We start from the raw sequence: 16250 nt of genomic DNA on the forward strand, positions 1-16250 counted from the left end.
GAATGATTTGGCATAAGCTAGCTCACTTATGAAAAAGGAATTTCACACATTTGTAACGAATATATTAAATTAATCCGGGTTCGACGATTAGGAGGGAATTCCCATGAGTTTTTGCTGTGGAGCCAGTATGATTGGAACAAAAGGTACTTTGAAGCACATACGTACACAAATTCACAATGTGCCCATCCTCTTCTGCCCGGTATGTCACCATATTGAGGTTCACTATCTGGTGGAGAATGAATATGAAATCCTCGCTGAATATGCCCATGGGGATGGTGCTGTTGAAGTCGATTTTATTGAATACGTAGATGGCAAAGATCATCTGTTGCACGACAACTGTGTAAATCACGAAGGCGAAGAGCCGCTCGATATCGTTCGCTGCCAAATTGACATGGCGTTAGATCTGTTAGGATTCGCCAAAACGATTGAGGATCAGGAATGGGAAGAGCAACTTATGAAGCGATTAAAAATGCTTAGCGCACGCCGCGACAAGCTGAAAAATAAAAAGACCTCTAAGAATTCTTAGAGGTGGGTGTCATCCTGAGGCGATTTACTGTATGAAATGGGAAACCTCCTGCTAATTTTCTGGATTTTGCTGTTTTCGAAGCAATTGCCAGAGAAGAGCTGGAGGTTTTCCTTATTTAACTTCCTGCAGCAGCTTTGCGAATTCCTTCTGCAAATCACGGCTGAGAGGTATCTTGACGGAGGTATGCCTCAAGTGAATGACAAATCTCCGAGAAGTGGGGAACCCGCTTTCTTTCACAAACGAAACGACATGTCGCAGATTCACTAGATAGCCCTTGAAGGGGCTGAACATATGGGGTGTGCTTTGAGCCAGAATATCCGATAAGTTCGAACTGGATTCCATTTGAGCCCCGTTCACCAGATGAATTCTGGAGAGTCGCTTGTCTTCCTTTTCCACAAAGAGTATGGCATCTTCGGAGATAGGGAGTTGTGATTTTTGATTTTTAACGGTAATCCAAGTTGCGGAGGCAGGCTGTGGTTCTTCCGAAATACGGCTTCGATCTAATTGGATTTCTGCAATCGTTTTGCGGATGGCAGCTTGAAATTTCGGCAGCATAACAGGTTTGGAGAGAAAATAGACGGAATCAAGCTCATGAAAGGCGGTCAAGATATGCTCGGTATTCGTTGTTCCACTAACCATAATGACCTTCATTTGATACCCTGATAGTCGTAAGGCTTGCACAACGCTGATGCCATCCAATTTACCTTCAAGCCCAATATCCATGAGAAGTATATCTGGCTGCAGCTTATCGTAATCCCGTAGAAATTGTTCCCCATCCGATACGATCGAAATGACCTGTAATCCACATTGCTGACAATAGTTTTCAAGTAATTGACCTACCCAGTAATTATCTTCTACGATGGCGACTGTAAAGCCATGCTTCATTTACTGATCTCACTCCAATCCTTTCTAGACAATTGCAGAAACTTTTGTCATCTTATACGCTATAACAGCCAACTTAGTCCACTTTGAATGCAAAAGTACAAATATCTTGTATACTTTTAAATGTAATTATAGAAATTGTCAAGTTGCTTATCGTATGATTTCGTCGCTTAGAAATGAGGGAAAGCGCAATTGTTCACATGGGTAAAATTGATACTAGCCATTATTCATTTTGTTCCCATGCTCTTATTCTCCTTGTTGCTATTTCGGATTCGAATAAAGCCATATTGGAAACAAATATCGCTAGCCGTACTGGTAGGCTCACTGCTCTCATTAATTAATAATTCGCCTTTAATATTGGTTTGCATCATATGTATCTTACTTATGTGTGTATGGAAATATCGGTTTGTACCTGCTTTACTCATAGCACTTTCGGGCTACATTATGCCAGTCCTAATATCTACGACTGTCATTGTTTGCATCAATATCACACAAGACGAAGCCTATAACGTGATCAAGAACGATCTTACCATTACGTATGTGACGGGTTTCTTTATTTTTTTGGGCAAATTGACATTCCTCATGACGCTATACAAGGGGAGATTAGGATTTACCTTTCTTTCGCATTATACGAGAATTCCATTCAATCGAGAAAATGTCGGGGCCTATTTATACATGATCGTTGTTATTGTTGGCATGATCTACCGTCATGCTTTAAGTGATAATGTATTCAGTGTAGTGATGCCCATTCAGCTATTGAGTATGGCAACGATTCTCTTCATCTATGTCATGCTAAGTAAAGAACTTGGCTTTCAAAGATGAGGGACATTGACTACCCAATGATTCTAAGGCGTGCCCATTATTAAAAGCGACATAATCAAGAATCGTTTGATGATACTTCTTCTGTGGTATTGCTGCGGCAATGATGAAGGGTGCATTTTCATATGTATCAAAATAAAGTTTGCCTTCTGAGGAGGCATACTTTTTTACTTTGTTCAGATTTACGAAAAGATGCATATCCATTTTCACAAAATGATGCTCTGTTAATGTTTCGATAAAGTGTGTGAAAGCCACGAGAGATTCAACTTGTTCTTCTCGCATGCCGTCTTCTGAGTAGTAAATAATCGATTGGATTCCGAATTCCACATACCAGATGGTATCCAGATTTGCTTGCGCTGGCTTCGACCACGTGGAAGTTTCTTCTAGATATCCTGCCTTTTTAAGTAAATCCGTATACGGGTATTGATAAGCTTGTGCCAACTTTCTCAAGGTCTCAGGAGAAGGTTTAATGACATCATTGGTCGTTCGATTACGACCCAGTTCCAAATCTCTAATATATGCATGAGATAGGCCGCTCTTATTAGCTGCTTTACGCAATGAAGCTTTGCCTCGTAACGTTTCAAGAAACTTACCGAAGTTATTGCTTGCTTCCATATGAAACACCTCCCTTGTCGTACCACCTCTATTCAACATTGCTCATCTGAGAGGGCATCGTGATAGAGGTTTTCTTAATATTATAAAGGATTGATAAAGCAATTGAAACCGTAAACAAGGGTTTATTTGCCAGTAGGTGCTCATTTAGAGATCTATGTTATAATGAATCAGCAAATTATTTATAAATTTCATCATACGTACCCCCCGAATTGTTATATACAAGGACGAAACTACTATACTGTGAGGTGGAAAGGTGCTACTGGTACTATTCAAAAAGTTTCTGGGAAAGAGTGAGTCCCATGGAAAAAATGAACCGCAAGCCTCTTCACTTGAGGTAACTATACATCAGATTCAAGAGGGAGACCTACGACTAAGGAATCAATTTATTTCAGATTATCAGCCCTACGTAGCCAAAGTAACGAGCAGGTTTTGCAAAAGATTTATTGATCCCGCAAGAGATGATGAATTTAGCATTGCCTTAGCGGCTTTTAATGAAGCTATTAATCAATACTCTTCGGTTATGGGAAGATCTTTTCTAGGTTTCGCAGAGACGGTTATCAGGCGAAGGCTCATTGATTTTATTCGTAAGGAGCAACGCTTCAAAGGGCAAATCCCTTATAGCTCGTTTGATCAAGAAGATGATGAAGATAACTTAATGAATCCAATTGAGGTTCATCAAGCCATCGAAGCCTATGAGAAGCAGAAGGGTTTAGAAGAAAGGCGAAGTGAAATTATTGATTTTAATCGCTGCTTAAGTGATTTTGACATTAATTTCTCGGAATTAACGGATGCCTCCCCCAAGCATGACGACTCAAGGCAGATGCTTTTCGGTATCGGCCGTACACTTGCACAGGATTCAGAGCTTATGCGCACTCTGTTGACGAAACGACAGCTGCCAATTAAAGAGCTGCTCGAGCAAGTTCAAGTATCTAGAAAAACTTTGGAACGAAATCGTAAGTACATCATTGCCATTGCACTTATTTTTAACGGTCCATACCCATATTTGCGGGATTACTTACATATTCGCGATGAAGAAAGTTGAATGAAAGGAAGAACAGCGCATGAACAAGGGGATCGTAATGGAATTAAGCGAAAGCTCCATTATTGTAATGAATTCAAAGGGGCGTTTTGATAAGTTACCAAGGGGGACGCGCAACTGTGAGTTAGGTGAAGAGATTCTCTACTCACCAGTGAAGCGTCGGTTACAAGTACCGCAAATGGCTGTCGTTTCAGCATTAGCTGCTGCAATCGTTGTATGCTTCGTTCTAGTCACAACCTTGTCAGGCGGCGTGCCTGGCAATAGCGTAGTTGCGTACGTAACTATTGATATTAATCCAAGTGTTGAAATTGGTATTGATAACAATGAGATTGTTCGTGACCTGCATGGACTCAATACAGACGGTGAGGATTTGATTCAAGCTTTAGTGTTTGAAGGTAAATCTTTAGAGGCTGTAACGTCTGATATTCTCGATAAAGCTGAGCAAGGGGCATTGGCGAAGGGCGAAGGAGATATTATTATTTCCTCAACGGTTGTAGGGGCCAAAACAACGGTCAACGACGAAGCGATTGCGACGAAGTTGAAAGCTCAAGTCAATAAACACATCGAAGACAGTCATCCGGATCAAGTGAAGAACTATGAAGTGCAAGCCTTCGCTGCCCCGCAAGAAGTAAGGCAGGAAGCGAAAGCAAGTGGTGTATCTGCAGGTAAATATGCGATTTATCTAAATGCCATTGATAATGGTGCGAAAGTATCGCTAGATGACATCAAAACGACTTCCATTCATCAACTTGCGAAGGACAACGGTGGTATTCAAACGTTCGTTAAACCGGATAAGCCGATTGATAAGTCTTCTTTGCAAAGATTACTTGCTGACGAGAAGTCCGGCAAGCTCAGTGAACGAGCTGGGCAAACTTCCGTTGCCAAATCTGGTGCAGATAATTCATCTAATAAAGATGACGACAAAAACAGTAAAAATAACAATGGCAAAGGTAACAACACAGGGAATAATACCCCGGGCAAAGTGACGAAGAAACCGACGCCGACGCCAACATCGAAGAATGACAATAACGGTAGAAATAATAATAACGATAATAATAATAACAATGGTAAGAACAACGGAAATGATAAGAACGATAACGATAATAAGGATGATCGTAAACCGACCCCAAAGCCGGATCGTAAGGATGATGACGACGATGGGAAGAAACCAACGGTAACGAAGAAACCAACGGCTACACCAAAGGCGACGCCAACACCAACTCCTAAGGCAACTTCAACACCGAGTGCAACTGCGAAGCCTACAGTGAAACCAACAATTTCAAGTAAACCTACGGTAAACCCATTCCAGCAATCGAAAGATGATAACGGGAAATTCCCAGGTGTCAATTGGGGCTGGGGAAACAATGACCGGGACGACAATGGTAATCAAAATGAGGGAAGAAGATAAAGGAAGAGCACCTGAGGCATTTGTCTCAGGTGTTTTTGCATGTAAGCGACCTAATGGACAGCATGGAAAGTAGAACTGACTTGTATTACAATATTGAAGTGAAGAAGGAAGCTCTTGCGGGAGAGCATGAGAATGTCCAAGATAATTTGAAAATGAACCAGCAAACCTGAGGGGGAATAAGGTTGAAATATTCAACATTTGGGAAGTCAGGCTATAAAGTTTCGTCACTAGGGTTTGGCGCCATGAATTTGCCTAGCGTACCCTTGGAACAAGCGAGAGAAGCGCTTAATTATGCTTTGGATCATGGCATTAATTACATAGATACTGCGGCAGCTTATAGGAACAGCGAAGAAATTATCGGGGAGTGTATCTCGCATCGAAGACAGGATTATTTCTTGGCAACGAAAACGGGAGCACGCGATTATGCTACAGCGAAAGCGGAAATTGAGCGAAGCCTGGTACGTATGAAGACCGATCATGTTGATTTACTACAAATTCACTATGTGAATAATGTAACGGAATACAAGAAAGCGATGGAAGTCGGTGGCGCCTACGAGGCAGCATTAGAGGCTCAGCGAGAGGGGAAAGTGCGATATATCGGCATTTCCGGACATCGTCCAGATCTACTTGTTAAATGGATTGCGAAAGGGCAATTCTCGCAAATATTATTTCATTTGAACTTGGCACAGCCCTTCGCCTTGGATGAGCTAATTCCCAAAGCGGCTGAGATGGATTTGATGCGAGTAGCGATGAAGCCTTTATCAGGTGGATTCATTCAACCAGTGGATCGGGCGATCCGCTATCCGTATAGCCAAGATGTGCATGTGACCATTTCAGGGATGGTCAGCGTCAAGGAAGTGCAAGAGAATTTGGAGGCGCAGCGAAAAGAAGTTGGCCCAGAGGAGCGCCGTGAACTAGAACAGCTTGCACTTGAGTTAGGTGAGCACGATTGCAGACGTTGTAATTATTGCTCTTGTCCACTGGAAATCCCGATCCCTGACGTGATGATCGCGAGTAAGTTTAGGGAGAAATTCGGTTTGCTTCCGAAAGGTGATGGATTTTTCAAGCGGCATCAGGAAAAAATAACTAGCTGTGCAGACCATGATCCTTGTAAAGTGGTCCCACTATGTGAAGCAAAGTGTCCGTACCAACTACCGATGTCATCGGTTGTGCAGAAGGCTGCTTCGTTTTATTAGGGGGAGTTAGCTACTGCTATCTGGGACTCCGGAATGATGCTGCATGACTAATGCTCCTCAGTACAGGCGATAACTGGAAAAAGTCCCTCTAATTGCGACTACATATATCGATTTAGAGGAATAGATGGATTTTATGTAGCTAATTTTATCTAGTTTGGCTTGAAAACAGCAGATATGCGGAAAATAACTGGAGTTTTTCCAGTTAAATGGATATTTCTGTGTGAAGTGAAGGAATTAGCTGGAGTTTTTCCAGTTAATTGGCGGGGGCAACCAGAATAGGAATCAAGATACGAAAAACAGGAATAACGATGAGAGCGATTAGTGGGAAGAATAAAGTAAGAGTAGAAATATAGATGAGGGTAGGGACAACTTCCTATGTTTACAAAAATAACGAACGTTACAACAGGGGTTTACACCTCGTTGCTAGATAACACAACAGGGGCAGACGCGATTCTCGTCTGCCTCACAGAAGCTGAGCTGCGCCAGGACGTCGTCCTCGGCCAGCCGCAGCTTGACCAGGCCCTTGAGCGCATGCGTGCAAAGGGCCTATTCACGGGCGCCTCAGGCGAGCTCGAGGCGCTGCCGACCCACGGGCTGCTGCCGTACGCGTACGTGCTTGTTGCGGGGCTCGGCCCCGCAACCACGCGCGATACGCTGCGTGCAGCCGCGGTCTTTGCAGCGCGCAAGATACTCGCGCTGCAGTTCGAACGCTTGGCGCTGAAGCTGCCAAGCGGTTTCGACACCCGGTCAGCTGCCTCGGCGCTGACCGAAGGGCTGCTCCTCGGTACGTACCGCATCGAGGCGTACCGCAAGAACGAGCCTGCGCGCGCGGAGCTGCGCCAGGCGGTGTTGCTCACAGAAGCGGCTGCGGATGCAGCGCTTCTGGCAAGTGCGATCGCAGCCGCAGAGGCGGTTGCGGAGGGTACGAACTATGCCCGGGATCTCACGAACCTCCCGGGCAACAAGCTTGTGCCGGCTTCCATCGCAGAGGAAGCCATCAAGCTCGCCCAGCACTATGGCTTCGCCATAGAAGTGCTGGATGAGCACGAGATCGCCGCCCGCGGGATGGGCGGCCTCATCGCGGTGGGCGCGGGCAGCGTCCACCCGCCCCGCATGATCACCCTGCGTTACACGGGTGATCCAGATAGCGCCGACGTGCTTGGCCTCGTCGGCAAGGGCGTGACCTTCGATACTGGCGGTATCTCGATGAAAAAGCCCGACGGCATGGAAGAAATGATCAGTGATATGGGCGGAGCCGCCACACTGCTCGGGGCTTTGCACGTCGTCGGTCAATTGAAACCGAAAGTGAATCTGGTTGTGGTCATTCCCGCAGCAGAGAATATGACGTCTGGAACCGCGTACCGCCCAGGGGATATCGTAACGATGCTCAGCGGTCATTCCGTGGAGGTGCTGAATACCGATGCAGAGGGTCGTATTATATTGGCAGAGGGAATCACCTACGCGAAAGCGCAAGGAGCGAACCGACTGATCGACGTAGCGACATTAACGGGTGCAATTTTAATCTCCTTTGCAGATATTGCAACAGGAGCCGTTACGAATGACGATGAATTCATAAAGCCATTTCTGCAAGCAGCAGGAGCCGCTGGTGAGAAAGTATGGCAGCTTCCGAATTATCCGGAATACCGTGCGATGCTGAAAAGTGATGTAGCGGATATCAAAAACGCGACTTCCTCCGACCGCTGGGCAGGTGCGATTACGGCTGGTCTGTTTATCGGATACTTTGCTGAGGAAACGCCATGGATCCATTTGGATACCGGTGGCACAGCTTGGCTTTGGTCGGCCAAAGGCATCGAGCCCAAAGGGGCAACCGGTGTTATGGTACGTACGTTAGCTGCCTATTTGTGCAGCGAGCAGCTCACTTAATCTTTTTCAAATGAAAAATCACCCACGTCTGAGACTTCTCCTACCTGCTTATTGCATGTAGGCCAGATCTCAAGCGTTGGGTGATTTTATGTTTTATGACTATTAGGCGCCGACCTGTTGTCCCACAGAGGCAGGTTGTTTAAAGTTGGTTTGCAGTAATTCTTGAATATCCGAAGTACGAATAATTAGACGGTTCACTTCATTGGTTGTATAAGAGAGCTGTTCAGTTCGCTGCTCAAGTTGATCTAAGGAAATGCCGATCCAATTCTTCTTACGGCGATGCTTGAATAGGTCGTATTTGAGTACAGTAAGCGTTGCCGCAAATGGATCTGGCTTTACATACACATCTTTCATATTATCTGCTAGATTGAAGAAAAGCTTGCCGCCATTCCATTTGATATAACCAGGTTCAAAAAGGATCACGAGAAAATCAGTATCACCGCTGTCCTTGTTTTCCATTGAAATGAGGCGTACAGCACCGTTCCCTTTGGGCTTAATATATTGATTCGAGCGAATATCAGGTAAAAAAGGCACGACAAGAATTGGGCAAACACTAGCGACATACAAATAAGTAGTTGACTCAAATTTCATAGAGAGTACAATGAAAATCAAAAAGAGCAACAAAGTTGCCAGCAAACCCCAATATTTAGGTTTCATAAGTTTACGATGATCCCGCCTGACATGATAGATTAGGTAGTCTCTACTATTTTAACATAAGCAACCCATAGGTTGTAAACTATTAGATCCTGCTAACCTTGCTAAACCGACAAAAGGAGATTTATGCCTATGAAATTATTCGATCCGAACGCGCGCAAACCGAAGAAAAAAATGTCCACCTACCGGAAAAGCTTACTCGTTGCGACATTTGAGGGTTTTCCTGCTGTTATTATTTTTCAACTGCTTGGCGGACCGTTCCTAACCGGTTACTTGATTTACTTAGGCGCAAGCTCGACCGAGATCGGACTTATTCTAGCGATCACAACAGTCGTCAATATCGTGCAAATTGCGATGGCTGTCGTTATGCAGAAATTCCGAAATCGGAAGCGGATGCTGATAATTTTCGGATCTACCCATCGTGTGTTATGGGCTTGTGTCGGTTTAATTCCTTTTGTCTTGCCGCAAGAGTATTGGGTGATTACCTATATGATTCTGTACACGGCTGCGCATCTAGGAAATGCGGCTGGGGGGATTGTGTGGACCTCACTGATCAGTGATGCCGTACCTGGACCGATTCGTGGACGTTATTTTGGACTGCGTAATACCATTCTGGGTGGCGTGAGCTCGCTGGCGCTATTCGTAGGTGGTCAGATTCTCGATAAGTACCCAGGTGAGCAGGGCTTCAATTATATTTTTATGATCGTAAGTGTTTGTGTGGTTCTTAACGTGATTGCTTACTTTTTGTACCCGAATCCACCTTTTGAGCCTTCAACGGCATCCAATCCAGTTGGTATGCTCCAGAAGCCATTAATGGATCGCGCGTTTCTCAAAGCGATTATTTTCCTGGCCTCCTTCCTCTTCGTGCAAGGATTGACCGTGCCTCTTTTCTCCTATGTCATGCTGAAGTTGATGAACATTTCCTACGGAACTGTTTCCTATATTACAGTGGTACATACCTTAGTCATGATGGCTAGCTATTATGTATGGGGAAATTTGAATGCACGATTCACGGCCCAAACCTTGTTATTATGGTCGTTACCGATCATTGCGTTAGCGTGTTTATTATGGGGAACTATCGCCTTCATTCCTGCTGTTGTTGTGCTGTTCTTGGTTCATATTGTGCTTGGGATTGGCTTGGGAGGCTTCAATCAAATGGTATTCGCTTTTACAATCGGGGATACTCCAAAGAGTGAGCGACCGATGTATATTGCGACGTATTCGGCGATCACAGGTTTGGCAGCTTTCTTGGGACCTGTTGCAGGTGGGAAGATTTATGCCCTCATTGTGGATCAACCTGAGTGGGTGCAGGTGTATGGCGTATCCACGGTAGTTGGCGCTATCTTGCTCATACTTGGCTTGTGGGTAGGACGTTATGTATTACGAACAGAAATAAGGAGTGGTGTTTAGCATGTCAAAAAAAAGAATTGGCCTCATCGGCTTAGGCGATATTGCACAAAAAGTATACTTACCGCTTCTTTCCGTCAATGAACGGGTGGACCTTGTTGGAATTATGAGCTCTACGGCTGCGACCGTTGAACGTATGAAAATGAAGTATAGAGTGCCCTTCGGGACGACACAATTGGATGAATTATTAGCGCTTGGGTTGGATGCTGTTTTCGTGCATAGCCCGACATCGACGCATTATGATATTGCGATGACATGTATGGCGCATGGCGTTGCGGTCTATGTAGATAAGCCGCTTTCGTATGCGTGGGCAGAGTCCGTGGAAATGGCTTCCTATGCGGAGCGCAAAGGTGTGCTTCTTGCTGCGGGCTTCAACCGTCGCTACGCACCTCTATATATCGAAGCAAAGACGTGGTTGCAGGAAGCGGGCGGATTCGATGTGGCTTCAGCCGTCAAACATCGTACCAAGCTGCAAGGACACAGTGCCAAAGAAACGCTGTATGACGATTTGATCCACATGCTGGACACGTTACTTTGGTTAGGAGAAAGCTCTTACGAAGTGATGGCCTCCCATCAACAAGTGGATGATAACGGCAAGCTGCTGCATGCCTCAGGTACGCTGGGCTTTGGTTCCGCGATAGGCTCCTACAGTATGGTCAGACTCGCTGGTGTTGATTTGGAAAAGGTGGAGCTGCACGGCAGTGGAAGATCCGTCGAGGTGACGAATTTGGAGTCAGCGGTCTTTTATGATAAAAATGCCGCTCCGCGCCTGCGCACCTTCGGCAGCTGGGACACCGTGCTAGAGCGTAGAGGCTTCGCCGGTGTCGTCCAGCATTTCTTGGACTCGCTGGATAATCCGAATGCTTGTGGCATTCGCGGGGATCGGGTGCTGGCTTCGCACGAGCTGGTGGAGAAGCTGTCTGTGTGAAGGGGAGCCGAACCGGGTTCCGGACCTTAAACTAATCTTGAAGCCCTCATCTTGTTCAGACAAGATGGCGGCTTTTTTCATTTTTCTAAATATGCAAAAAAGTCCAATGATTGATAGAATCCAAGTTTATAAGTAGCTGGAAGACGCGAGAGTTCATATAAGTTGTTTTTGTTCATGCTGCGAAAGGAAGGATTGTTCAGTGTTAGACGGTATGTAGACTACACAGATGTGGGTTATGGTTCTACCATATAGACAGAGGTGATGAAATCGCAATGCGAAATTCAATGTACGGGAGGTTACAGTACTCATCACTCAAGCCACCTCATCTCAACCACAAAAGGAGACGGAGCATGATGCATAGAAAGCACAAACTGTTAGGATGGTTTCTGCTGTTGATAGCCATTACATCTCTTAATCTCACCAAACAACCAGAAGCTTCAGCGGCTCCTGCACTACCCACGACCTATTTGCAGGATGATTTTTCGGACGGCGATTATACGACTAATCCAGTATGGACAGCAACCTCTGGAACATGGAAAGTGAATACAGACCCCACAGACGCCAGTAATAAAATGTTAAATCAGACGGACGCTGGTGAAGGGATTATTACCGCAGGAGATGCTGCATGGACGAATGCTACCGTTACTATGCGTTTCTATACAGGTGCCGGTGGAGCTTACCCGGGTATTCTGGCGCGAGTTCAGGACTATAGAAATTTTTATTATTTCCAAATGCAAACGACTACTGGCTTGGTTCTTTCCAAAAGAATCAACGGAACGGATACAACGATAAGAAGCTTCAGTTATCCGATGAACAAAAACACGTGGTATACGCTAAAAATGGTTACGGTCGGCAATTCCATTAGATGCTATATCGTTAACAATGGCGTTGATAAACTAATTTTTGATGAGACCGACACCACATTTCCAAGTGGGAAAATCGGCATTCGGAATAAATGGCAAGCCATTTATTTGGATGATGTGAAAGTAACAGACGCACCGCCTGTCAACACTTCAGGGGTTCAATCCAACACACAAACCAACTCCACGATAACCCTGAATTGGCCGCAAGTTGACGGGGCAACAAGTTACAATATTTATCGTTCAACAACGGCAAATAGCGGTTATACCTTTATATCTACTAACACAACCAACAGTTTCGTGGATACGGGGTTACTTTCAGATACCGCGTATTATTATAAAGTAGCCTTTCTCTATGGCGGACTGACGGAATCGCAATGGTCCTCCGAAATAAGTGTGCGGACTACGCCAGCACCACCAGCAGCACCTACGGGACAGACTGCAACAGCTGTAAATGCCTCGAAAATCAATTTGAGTTGGACAGCGGCAGTTAAGGCAACTGGATATCGGGTGTATCGATCTGCTGATGCGGGGAACACATTCACTCAGGTATATGATGGGACAGCATTAAACTACGTAGATACAGGTTTAAATCCTAACACAGCTTATAAGTATCAAATCAAAGCTTATAACTCGATTGGTGAATCTCCAGCAGCATCTGTAGAGGCTTCTACTTATCGCTATGATGCCCCTGGAAATTTCCAAGCAGCTTCAGTTACAGATACAACAGCTGCATTAACCTGGGATGCCCTGCAAGGAACAACCGTAACGTACCAAATAAGCAGATCCTCAAGTGCGACTGGAACGTATAGTCAGATATACAGCGGTCCGAATACGGTGTATATCGATACAGGCTTAACGCAAGGCACAGGATACTTTTATAAAATAGTTGCCGTCATAAATGGGATCTCATCAGCCTTATCCGATCCGCTTGGCGTAGGTACAGTGAGAACGGCTTTTACACCTGGTACGGTCTGGTCAGATATCAGTGGTAACCCCATTGATGCCCATGGAGCAGGTATCATGTATGATCAGAAAACGCAGAAATATTATTGGTACGGTGAATACCATAAAGGTGCATGGCCTGCAGCTGGAGTGAGAGTTTACTCTTCCACGGATCTGTATAATTGGACAGATGAAGGTATGGCACTGACGATGGTAAAATCAATGGATGATTTTACGAACGATCCTTATATTTCCTCGCTCTATGCCGGTAGAACGGATACGTTAAACATCTGGGCAGATATTCGAATGGGCCGAATTATTGAGAGACCCAAAGTTATCTACAATGATAAAACAAAAAAATATGTCATGTGGGCTCATATTGATGGAGATAAAGATCCGTATAATAACAACGCGAACTATGGCAAAGCGCAAGCTGGTTATGCCATAAGTGATTCACCTTTAGGGCCGTTTATCTACCAGAAGAGCTACCGCATGGATCAAGCACCAGCGGGGCAGATCGATTATCAGCCTGGCAACCCTGGCATGGCACGCGATATGAATTTGTTTAAAGATGATGATGGTACGGGATATCTCATCTATTCCAGTGAAGAAAACTTAACAATCTATATTTCCAAGCTGTTGGATGATTACTCTGACGTGACTGGTTGGCACACAGATGGCCATGTAGATGCTAACGGCAAACCTGTCCGCGATACTAGCTATAAGGCTGTTTACGGCTCAGATTATATAAGAGTATTTCCAGGTACTCAGCGTGAAGCTCCAGCTATTTTTAAATCGAATGGAAAATACTACATGATCACTTCCGGTGCAACTGGATGGTCTCCGAATGAGAATAAATTCAGTGTGGCAGACTCTATGTTCGGTCCATGGTCAACGCCGATGAATCCATTTGTAAGGACATCGACATCAGATCCAGACCCCATGACAGCATTTAAATCACAATCGACATTTGTGATCCCAGTTGACCCCGCGAAAGGAAAATTCATTTATGTGGGTGACGATTGGAATGGCGGACAGTTTACGACAAATGGCGGTGCCAAATATGTATGGCTGCCCATTGAATTTGGGCAAGGTACGGATATCTCGATCAGATGGTATAGCACTTGGAATAAAGATGTATTGAACAGTATGGGCAAAATGGACATTAATCTGAAATTGCCTGAAGTTGTTGCTACGGGAGCAGTACTGAATTTACCGACTCAGGTAGCAGTACTCCCAAGTGGTGCAACGGTTGCAACGACAACCGCAGTAACATGGTCAGTAAATTCACAGCCTATAACGGCGAATACATTTGCACTTCCAGGTGTGTATACCTTACAGGCTGTTCTTCCACAGTTTAATAATAAAGCGTTACGGTTTAAAATGTACGCCATTCCTGATAAGACCATCTATTTCGTAAACAGCGGTGGTTATGCGACAAGTGATTACAGCCAGCTAACCTCATATCTGCAAGATACACTTGTTAATAAGGACGTAGTTGAACAGGCGTATAACGCTGCCGATCCAGCTCCTTGGGGCTATGTAGGAACGAATTCGAATTCAGCAGGGTCAGCTAGTGGAGATATTTTCTCAACACTCCGATATCTGAATGGCGGCAATGTTAGTAATTCCCCTGCGGGTACGGACCTGACCTACAAGTTCAATGTGAAAAATGGTTCCTACACCGTGTACACAGGCTTCAACGATATATGGAATAATGCCTCTAGGAAAGCTGACTTATATATCAATGGGGTTAAAAAGAATGCGATCACTTATATTTCCAATACAGTCTATGGAAATTCTGTTGATGTGACGGATGGCACGATCACGGTTACGGTGAGAAATACAGCCTCACAGGATCCGTTGATCAACTGGCTGATGATTGTTGATCAAACACAGACACATGATCCTTTAAGGGGACTTCAGGTTGATTCGACAACATCCCATTCTGCGGAGCTTTCCTGGAACAAAGCGATCGGAGCAACCTCCTATACACTGTATAGATCAACCAGTGCAGGTGGCACCTATGCGCCTATTTATCAGGGAGGAGCAGCAAGCTTCACGGACAGTGGAGTTGATCCTGCAGTACGTTATTACTATAAGGTTACATCTACCAGCGTATCTGTCGAATCGCCAATGTCAGATTCAGTCTCGATCCTTTTAGATCAAACGAAGCCAGTTACCGAATTTGCTATGGCAGGAGTGGCTAACAGGGGCTGGTACACGTCGAATGTCGTATCGTTACATGCTGCCGATGAGTTATCTGGAGTAGCCAAGACGGAATACACACTTGGTGATTCGACGAATTGGACGGCGTATTCGGGACCGTTTACACTACCGCAAGACGGTTCTTATTCAATCCAGTACCACTCCGTGGATAAGGCAGGCAATGTGGAAGAAGTGAAACAGCAGACCGTGCATGTTGATGTAACACTGCCTAGTTATAAGTTTTTGATCAATGGCAATGAGTTAAGGGAGGGAGACTCCTTTGATGATCATCTGCCTCTAACTTTCCAAGTATCCGATAATTTATCTGGATTAGCCTCTGCACAAATCACGGTTAGTGGCTCGGTCTATGCGTTAGATCTGACACGGGGCTCAAGCGTAGTTTTCGATTTAGCGGGAAAAGTTGGAAGTAATAACGTATCTATCATGGTTGAAGATATAGCAGGGAATAAATTGCTTAAAAATGTCCAAATCCATGTGACAACCAGCATTGAAGCCATGGATCAGCTGCTTACTCGCTATAGTGCTTCTTTAAGCCAATCATTAACATCTCAGTTGAACAACGCCCTCAAGCAGGCGCAGCATAAAATGGAGATGAATCGACCGGATCAGGCTGCAAAGCATATGGAGGACTTTGTGAAGCATCTGAATAAAGCAGAAATTGGGAAAGATATGGATAACAGCGGAGTAAAAGCTATCTTTCTTGCGGATGCCAATAATTTGATTGTGAAATGGTCATCTCAGTGAAATTAGGAGTTAATCTTAGAATGAGGTCGTAACACCAAATAAAGGCTGATCCCTAAAGTAGCATTCTACTTTAGGGATCAGCCTTTTCACATATTGTCGCGTAAGTTTGATGTG

12 protein-coding genes are annotated in these 16250 nt (G+C 44.8%); 9 read left to right on the forward strand and 3 right to left on the reverse strand.

From position 1 onward, the window contains the following. Positions 1-103 precede the first annotated feature (103 nt). Entirely contained in the window at positions 104-526 is a 423-nt protein-coding gene (locus ASL11_RS02140) for a hypothetical protein (protein ID WP_056609146.1), read from the forward strand. A gap of 111 nt (positions 527-637) precedes the next feature. On the opposite strand, the gene ASL11_RS02145 is transcribed toward ASL11_RS02140, so the two are convergent. After that, the gene (locus tag ASL11_RS02145) at positions 638-1411 is read right to left on the reverse strand and encodes a LytR/AlgR family response regulator transcription factor (protein ID WP_056609147.1); all 774 of its coding nucleotides are present in this window, start codon (positions 1409-1411) and stop codon (positions 638-640) included. A 189-nt stretch (positions 1412-1600) separates the two neighbouring features. Between ASL11_RS02145 and ASL11_RS02150 the strand changes: the two genes are divergently transcribed. Beyond that, on the forward strand, positions 1601-2230 hold the full coding sequence (locus ASL11_RS02150) for a hypothetical protein (protein WP_056609149.1): 630 nt from the start codon (positions 1601-1603) through the stop codon (positions 2228-2230). Here ASL11_RS02150 and ASL11_RS02155 read toward each other — a convergent pair. After that, positions 2201-2842 carry a helix-turn-helix domain-containing protein gene (locus ASL11_RS02155; protein WP_056609151.1) on the reverse strand — a complete coding sequence of 214 codons (642 nt, stop codon included), beginning with the start codon at positions 2840-2842 and terminating at the stop codon, positions 2201-2203. The two genes, ASL11_RS02150 and ASL11_RS02155, sit on opposite strands and share 30 nt — an antisense overlap. A 253-nt stretch (positions 2843-3095) precedes the next feature. On the opposite strand from ASL11_RS02155, the gene sigI reads away from it, so the two are divergent. From sigI to ASL11_RS02175, 4 genes are all read left to right on the forward strand, one after another. Then, positions 3096-3884, forward strand: a complete 789-nt coding sequence (gene sigI / locus ASL11_RS02160; protein ID WP_056609152.1) for an RNA polymerase sigma factor SigI — start codon at positions 3096-3098, stop codon at positions 3882-3884. 19 nt (positions 3885-3903) lie between these two features. Next, on the forward strand, positions 3904-5289 hold the full coding sequence (locus ASL11_RS02165) for an anti-sigma-I factor RsgI family protein (protein WP_056609155.1): 1386 nt from the start codon (positions 3904-3906) through the stop codon (positions 5287-5289). Between the two features lie 182 nt (positions 5290-5471). Beyond that, positions 5472-6485 (forward strand): aldo/keto reductase, encoded by a 1014-nt coding sequence (locus tag ASL11_RS02170; RefSeq protein WP_056609157.1) that lies wholly within the window; start codon positions 5472-5474, stop codon positions 6483-6485. A gap of 375 nt (positions 6486-6860) precedes the next feature. Next, complete coding sequence (locus tag ASL11_RS02175) at positions 6861-8369, forward strand: leucyl aminopeptidase (RefSeq protein ID WP_063795440.1); 1509 nt, start codon at positions 6861-6863, stop codon at positions 8367-8369. 102 nt (positions 8370-8471) lie between these two features. Here ASL11_RS02175 and ASL11_RS02180 read toward each other — a convergent pair whose 3' ends face one another. Then, positions 8472-9026 (reverse strand): hypothetical protein, encoded by a 555-nt coding sequence (locus ASL11_RS02180; protein ID WP_056609159.1) that lies wholly within the window; start codon positions 9024-9026, stop codon positions 8472-8474. 129 nt (positions 9027-9155) lie between these two features. On the opposite strand from ASL11_RS02180, the gene ASL11_RS02185 reads away from it, so the two are divergent. The 3 genes from ASL11_RS02185 (at position 9156) to ASL11_RS02195 (ending at position 16136) form a co-directional block, all read left to right on the forward strand. Further along, positions 9156-10433, forward strand: a complete 1278-nt coding sequence (locus ASL11_RS02185; RefSeq protein ID WP_056609161.1) for an MFS transporter — start codon at positions 9156-9158, stop codon at positions 10431-10433. A 1-nt stretch (position 10434) separates the two neighbouring features. Continuing rightward, positions 10435-11358: a Gfo/Idh/MocA family protein gene (locus ASL11_RS02190; RefSeq protein ID WP_056609163.1), complete on the forward strand. Its 924-nt coding sequence runs from the start codon at positions 10435-10437 to the stop codon at positions 11356-11358. A 350-nt stretch (positions 11359-11708) separates the two neighbouring features. Next, positions 11709-16136, forward strand: a complete 4428-nt coding sequence (locus ASL11_RS02195; protein ID WP_056609165.1) for an OmpL47-type beta-barrel domain-containing protein — start codon at positions 11709-11711, stop codon at positions 16134-16136. Positions 16137-16250: the final 114 nt, after the last annotated feature.

The sequence above is a fragment of the Paenibacillus sp. Soil750 genome (genome assembly GCF_001428045.1).
GTDB lineage: Bacteria > Bacillota > Bacilli > Paenibacillales > NBRC-103111 > Paenibacillus_E > Paenibacillus_E allorhizoplanae.

Excerpts from the sequence above, each read along its gene's own strand:
- ASL11_RS02140 (WP_056609146.1), top strand. The coding sequence starts at position 104 with ATGAGTTTTTGCTGTGGAGCCAGTATGATTGGAACAAAAGGTACTTTG.
- ASL11_RS02145 (WP_056609147.1), bottom strand. The coding sequence starts at position 1,411 with ATGAAGCATGGCTTTACAGTCGCCATCGTAGAAGATAATTACTGGGTA.
- ASL11_RS02155 (WP_056609151.1), bottom strand. The coding sequence starts at position 2,842 with ATGGAAGCAAGCAATAACTTCGGTAAGTTTCTTGAAACGTTACGAGGC.
- ASL11_RS02165 (WP_056609155.1), top strand. The coding sequence starts at position 3,904 with ATGAACAAGGGGATCGTAATGGAATTAAGCGAAAGCTCCATTATTGTA.
- ASL11_RS02175 (WP_063795440.1), top strand. The coding sequence starts at position 6,861 with ATGTTTACAAAAATAACGAACGTTACAACAGGGGTTTACACCTCGTTG.
- ASL11_RS02180 (WP_056609159.1), bottom strand. The coding sequence starts at position 9,026 with ATGAAACCTAAATATTGGGGTTTGCTGGCAACTTTGTTGCTCTTTTTG.
- ASL11_RS02185 (WP_056609161.1), top strand. The coding sequence starts at position 9,156 with ATGAAATTATTCGATCCGAACGCGCGCAAACCGAAGAAAAAAATGTCC.
- ASL11_RS02190 (WP_056609163.1), top strand. The coding sequence starts at position 10,435 with ATGTCAAAAAAAAGAATTGGCCTCATCGGCTTAGGCGATATTGCACAA.
- ASL11_RS02195 (WP_056609165.1), top strand. The coding sequence starts at position 11,709 with ATGATGCATAGAAAGCACAAACTGTTAGGATGGTTTCTGCTGTTGATA.